Below are 6,190 nucleotides of genomic sequence, written 5' to 3'. Positions count from 1 at the left end.
TGCTGCTGGTGCCCGACCATTATTTGTTCCGGATGCTCTATTCGCAAGGGGTCAGGCTGGAGGATCTGGGCGTCGGCAACAGCGACGCGGATCCGCGCAAAGCCTGGCGCATCCTGGCAGAAAACTATCATCTCTTCCGGGGCACACCTTCGCGGATATGGCTCGACTGGGTGTTTGTCGAGGCCTTCGGGATCGAATTCCGGCTCGAAGCCGAAACCGCCGACCTCTATTTCGACACCATCACCGAGGCGCTGCAGACAGACGCCTTTCGCCCGCGCGCGTTGTTCGAGCGCTACAATATCGAGGCGCTGGCGACGACCGAGAGCCCGCTCGATCCGCTCGCGCACCACCAGGCGATCCGCGAGGCTAACGATTCTGGGGGCTGGAGCGGCAAGGTCGTCACCGCCTATCGTCCCGATCCGGTGCTCGACCCCGAGTTCGAAGGCTTCCAGGCCAATCTCGACGCCTTCTCCGAGCTGACCGGCGAAGATTGCCGGACATGGACCGGCTATATCGCCGCGCATCGCCAGCGACGCCAGTTCTTCAAGGAGATGGGCGCGACCAGCAGCGACCACGGCCATCCGACCGCCATGACCGCCGATCTCGATCCCTACGAGGCGCAGGCCCTGTTCGAAAGGGTCAGCGCCGGCAATTTCACGCCCGAGGACGCCGAACTGTTCCGCGCCCAGATGCTCACCGAAATGGCCGCGCTCAGCATCGAGGACGGGCTGGTGATGCAGCTCCACCCCGGCAGCTTCCGCAACCACAACGCCCAGCTGTTCGCGGCAATGGGGCGCGACAAGGGCGCCGATATCCCGATGCGGACCGACTACGTCCACGCGCTCAAGCCGCTGCTCGATCGCTTCGGGACCGAGCGTAACCTCTCACTCATCCTGTTCACGCTCGACGAAAGCGCCTATGCGCGCGAACTCGCGCCGCTCGCGGGGCATTATCCATGCCTCAAGCTCGGTCCGGCGTGGTGGTTCCATGACAGCCCGGAAGGCATGCGCCGCTTCCGCCGGATGACGACCGAAACCGCCGGATTCTACAATACGGTCGGCTTCAACGACGATACCCGCGCCTTCCTCTCGATCCCGGCGCGGCACGACGTCGCACGGCGGGTGGATTGCGGCTTCCTCGCCGAACTGGTCGCCGAGCACCGGATCGAGGACTGGGAAGCTGCCGAACTGGCGCAGGACCTGGCCTACAAGCTGGCGAAACAGGCCTATCATCTGTGAGGCTTGCGCCTGCGAATCTCGAACGGCTCCCGCCGGACGTCGAACGCTTCGGCTACGACCGGGCGCGGCAGAAGGTCGGCATCGTCCATTTCGGGATCGGCGCGTTCCATCGGGCGCACCAGGCCTGGTACACCGATGCGGCGATGGAAGCGGGCGAGGAAGACTGGATGATTTCCGGAGTTTCCCTGCGGTCGGACACGGTGTTACGCCAGTTGGCCCCGCAGCTTGGCCTCTATTCGATCACCGAGCGCAGCGGCAGCGAGGCGCGGACCCGGATCGTCGGATCGGTGCGCGAGGTCCTGCTCGCTACGGAGGGTGCCAAGGCTATCGTTGCGCGGCTGGCCAGCGCCGACAGCCGCGTTGCGAGCCTGACCGTAACTGAAAAAGGCTATTGCATGGCTCCCGCTGGCGGGCTCGATAACGCGCTGGCGCGCAGGAGTTTCTATCCCGTGCTGGCCGCAGGGCTGGCTGCCCGAATGAACTCCGGCCTGCCCGGCCTCACGGTATTGAGCTGTGACAATCTCTCGGGCAATGGCACCGTGCTCAAACGGCTGATCCTCGAATGGAGCGCCTTCGAGAACCCGGACCTGGCTCGCTGGGTCGAGGAACACTGCCGCTTCCCCTCCTCGATGGTCGACCGGATCGTCCCGGCGACGACACCGGACGACCTCGACCTGATCGAAGCGAAGCTCGGCCTGCGCGACGAAGGCGCGGTGCTGACCGAGCGCTTCAGCCAATGGGTGATCGAAGACCGCTTCGCAGGATCGCGCCCGGCCTGGGAGAAACACGGCGCGCAATTCGTCGCCGATGTCGCGCCCTATGAAACCGCCAAGCTGCGCATGCTCAACGGCGCGCACTCCCTGCTCGCCTTTTGCGGGCTCGATCGTGGCTATGTCTTTGTCCACGAAGCGATCGCCGATCCTGGCCTCAGGACCCTGGTCGATCGGCTGATGCGCGAGGAAGCCGCCACCAGCTTCACGCCCGCCCAGGGGCAGGATCTCGCCGCCTACGCCGATGCCCTGATCAGGCGCTTTGCCGATCCCGCGCTCCAGCACCGGCTGATGCAGATCGCGATGGACGGGAGCCAGAAGATTCCCCCGCGCTGGCTGGCGACCCTGGCCGCCCACCAGCGCATGGGGAAGCGATGCCCGGTGATCCTGCAGGGGCTTGCCAAGTGGTTGCGCCATGTGCGCGGCGATCTGCGCGCGGTCGACGATCCGCTGGCGAGCAAGCTGGCAGCGCTGTGGAGCAGCGCGGGCGCGAGCGGAATTGGGCCCGCCCTGTTTGGCGAGAACGGGCTGTTCGCGGCGCATTGGCGGGCGGACGAAGAAGATTTGCATGCGATAGAAGAAGCACTCGGAGAGGTATGATGAAGCTCAAACTGGTCCTTGCGACCCTGTCGATATTGGCTGCAGGTCCGGTCGTGGCCCAGCAAGCCACGGACCCGGACGCGCGGGCGGCGGAACTGGTCGCGCAGATGACGCTCGATGAGAAGATCCGCCTCGTCCACGGCCACTACCCCAATCAGATGCCCGTGCGCCCCGAGGGCGTGCCGATGAGCGCGGGCTACGTGCCGGGCGTGGAGCGGCTGGGCATTCCGGCCCAGCGCATGACCGATGCCAGCCTCGGCGTGTCCGCCGCGCACCAGCACGAGCATGACAATACCGCCCTTCCCTCCGGCCTTGCACTGGCCGCAACCTGGGATCCGCGCATCGCCTATACCGGCGGTGCGACGATCGGCAGCGAAGCGCGCACGCGCGGTTTCAACGTGATGCTGGCGGGCGGAGTGAACCTGACGCGCGAACCGCGCGGCGGGCGCAATTTCGAATATGCGGGCGAGGATCCGCTGCTCGCCGGGATCATGGTCGGCCAGTCGGTCAAGGGCATCCAGTCCAACGAGATCGTCTCCACCATCAAGCATTTCGCGCTCAATGCGCAGGATCTTGGCCGCGATGTCATCAATGTGCAGATGGACGAGGCGGATATGCGCGAGAGCGACTTGCTCGCCTTCCAGAAAGCGATCGAGATCGCCGATCCGGGCGCGATCATGTGCGCCTATAACAAGGTGCGGGGCGATTATGCCTGCGAGAGCGCATGGCTGACTTCGGTCGCCCGCGACGAATGGGGCTGGGACGGCTGGATGATGTCCGATTGGGGCGCAGTCTATTCGACCGTGAAAGCGGTCAAATCCGGTCTCGACCAGGAAATGGGCGAAGAGCTCGACGAATGGGTCTGGTACGGGCAAATGCTGAAGGACGCGATCGGGACCGGCGCGGTTTCTGAAGCGGAACTCGACGCGATGGTGACGCGCATCCTGCGCTCCTATTTCGCCAAGGGGGTGATGGACAATCCGGTAAAGCCGGGCATGCAGCCCGACCTTTCGGCCCATGCCCATGTCCCGCTGGACGCTGCCCATAACGGCATCGTCCTGCTGAAGAACGAAGGCAATATCCTGCCGCTTGCCGCCAATGCCGATCGCATCGCGGTGATCGGCGGAGCGGCGCATATGGGCGTCTATTCCGGTGGCGGATCGAGCCAGGTGAAGCCCAAGGGCATCAAGCTGCTGCCGCCGCCCGTGCCGGCGCCGAGCTTCATCCGCGCGATCTATCTCCACCCTTCGCCGCCGCTCGACGCCATCCGCGAATACGCGGCAGGCGAAGTCTCATTCACAGAGGGGCGCGACATCGAGGCCGCGGTTGCGGCCGCCCGCTCCGCCGACATCGCCGTGGTGTTCGCCACCCAGTTCACCATGGAAGGCCAAGACGCCGCCATGGCGCTCGACGGCGAACAGGACGCCTTGATCGCCGCCGTGGCCGCGGCCAATCCGCGCACCATTGTGGTGCTGGAAACGGGCGGTGCCGTGAAGATGCCGTGGCTGGGCGCTGTGCCGGCTGTGGTCGAGGCCTGGTATCCGGGCGGTCGCGGCGGCGAAGCCATTGCCGACATCCTGTTTGGCAAGGTCAATCCGTCAGGGCGCCTGCCGATCACTTTCCCGGCGGACGAAAGCCAGCTGCCCAACCCGGTGCTGCCCGGATCGCTGCTGCCGCGCGGCAACGATGTCGGCAACACCCAGCCCGAGCCGTTCGATGTGACCTATCCCGAGGGCGCGGATGCGGGCTATCGCTGGTTCACCCGGACCGGTGCGAAGCCGTTGTTCCCCTTCGGGCACGGGCTGAGCTACACCAGCTTCGAGCATGGTTCGCTCTCCTTCGATGGCGAGCGCGCCAGCTTCACGGTGCGCAACACCGGCAGCCGCGCAGGCACCGACACGCCGCAGCTCTATCTGACGCCGCCGGGCGAACAGCCGCGGCTGGTCGGCTGGGCGCGCGCGGAGCTCGCGCCGGGCGAGCGCAGGACCTATTCGGTCGCCTTCGATCCGCGCTTCATCGCCAGCTTCGACGTGGCGGCCAAGGAATGGGTCGTGGCTCCCGGCCGATACCAGCTCCGAGTGGCGTCCTCCGCCACCGATCCCGGCCAGAGCATGGAAGTCGAACTGACGGCAATGCGCCTGCCCGTCGATTGGCAGCCTGTCGATCCGCTGGCCTCCGTCGGCCTCGCCGACTGAGCTAGTCTTCGCGGTGCGGCATGGGCGGGCGGAAGTCGGCCAGTGCCTGCACGGCGGGCCGCTCTTCCATCCGCGCGAGCCAGGCGATAATGTCGGGCGTCGCCTTCGCGTTGCACAGTTCCGGGACCAGCTGCGACATTCCCGGGACCATCGAATACCATTTGATGTCGGCCAGCGTGTAGAGATCGCCCATGATCCATTCGCGCCCATCGGCCAGCCGATCCTCGAGCTTGCGCGCGACATTGGCGAGCTTGCGCCTGGCCTCCGCGACCTCTTCCGCGCTGTAGCCCTTCGAGGAGACCTTTTCCCACTTCCGGCGAACCTCCTCGTTGGGCATGGCGGCGAGCCACTTGGCCATTTCCCGCTTGTCGATCTTCGAGGCATGGGGCGTTGCGGCATTGGCTCCCAGAACCGTCAGCGCCGGGCAGAAATACTCGTCGACATATTTGGTCCACACCCGCATTTCCGCGCGCTCCCACGGATCGTGCGGGCGCAGCGGCGTGGTCAGGAAGACGCTGTCGAGATATTCGTTGATGACGGTGGATTCGCGGATCACCCGCTCGTCATGGATCAGGATCGGAACCATCCCGTCCGGGCTGAGCTTGAGGAAATCCGGATCGAGATGCCGCCATTTGCGGCTGTTGAGCTGCATGTTCTCGAACGGCAGGCGTTTTTCGAGCAAACACAGGAGTGGCGTGAGCGAATTGGCGACCGCCCCGAAATGGTAGAGTGCAAGCATTGCTGACCCGCAGTTTTCAATCTGTCTTCTGTAAGGCGCGGCTTTAGTGTCACAGGTGGCGGCTTTACAAGCGGCAGGAAGAGAAAATGCACGGTTTCGAAGGCAGGACTGCGTTCATAACCAGTGGAGCCAGCGGAATCGGGCTGGGAATGGACAAGTTCATTGCGCGGGCTGGTCGGCAGCGACATCTAACGGGATCAAGCAGGGTGACACTCCGACAGGGAGAAACTGCGCCTCTTGCCGCTCGACCGCTTGGCAAAGAAGATCACTCGTTTCATAATCCTCCGCAAACTAGGAAAAACAAGAGGGGCTCGTCGTCCCCGGAGAGGGAAGATCCGTTCATGCGCAAACAGTTTCGCCTGTTCCATTGCACTCGCCTCGTTTCGGCCTCGCTGCTGCTCGCAACGGGTGCGGGCGTCGCTGCGCAGGGTAACGAGGATCACGCCCACATGGCGATGGACGAGGCCGCCCCGGCCGCGGTGACGCGGACCGTGAAGTGGTCGGATGCCGCGGCCTGGCCGTCGGGCAAAGTGCCTGTGGCTGGCGAGGAAGTGACCATTCCGCGCGGGACCGAGGTGATGCTCGACGTCAGCCCGCCCGAATTGCGCAGCCTGACGATCCAGGGCAAGCTGACCTTCGCCGACGAGC

General features: G+C 65.1%; 5 protein-coding genes. 4 read left to right on the top strand and 1 reads right to left on the bottom strand.

The window, feature by feature from the left end; translation table 11 throughout:
* The 3 genes from uxaC to AC16XC_RS03035 all read left to right on the top strand — a co-directional run.
* Positions 1-1,238 (top strand): glucuronate isomerase (gene uxaC / locus AC16XC_RS03045; protein WP_484033164.1); only part of this gene is annotated, 1,238 nt, incomplete at its 5' end.
* The gene (locus tag AC16XC_RS03040; RefSeq protein WP_484033163.1) at positions 1,235-2,608 is read left to right on the top strand and encodes a mannitol dehydrogenase family protein; all 1,374 of its coding nucleotides are present in this window, start codon (positions 1,235-1,237) and stop codon (positions 2,606-2,608) included. The genes uxaC and AC16XC_RS03040, both read left to right, overlap by 4 nt.
* Positions 2,608-4,803 (top strand): beta-glucosidase, encoded by a 2,196-nt coding sequence (locus AC16XC_RS03035; protein WP_484033162.1) that lies wholly within the window; start codon positions 2,608-2,610, stop codon positions 4,801-4,803. The genes AC16XC_RS03040 and AC16XC_RS03035 overlap by 1 nt, the downstream gene beginning before the upstream one ends.
* Before the next feature lies 1 nt (position 4,804).
* Here the strand turns inward: AC16XC_RS03035 and AC16XC_RS03030 are convergent, their stop codons facing one another.
* Complete coding sequence (locus AC16XC_RS03030; RefSeq protein ID WP_484033161.1) at positions 4,805-5,542, bottom strand: glutathione S-transferase family protein; 738 nt, start codon at positions 5,540-5,542, stop codon at positions 4,805-4,807.
* Between the two features lie 341 nt (positions 5,543-5,883).
* Between AC16XC_RS03030 and AC16XC_RS03025 the strand changes: the two genes are divergently transcribed.
* On the top strand, positions 5,884-6,190 hold a 307-nt coding region (locus tag AC16XC_RS03025), incomplete at its 3' end, for a G8 domain-containing protein (protein WP_484033160.1).

Source organism: Candidatus Andeanibacterium sp., from assembly GCF_057143545.1.
The sequence above is the reverse complement of the archived record's forward strand: the minus strand, read 5'-3'. Positions and strand labels throughout refer to the sequence as shown.

Bases quoted from the DNA above. Each gene is read 5' to 3' on its own strand.
- AC16XC_RS03035 (WP_484033162.1), top strand. From the start codon at position 2,608: ATGAAGCTCAAACTGGTCCTTGCGACCCTGTCGATATTGGCTGCAGGT.
- AC16XC_RS03030 (WP_484033161.1), bottom strand. From the start codon at position 5,542: ATGCTTGCACTCTACCATTTCGGGGCGGTCGCCAATTCGCTCACGCCA.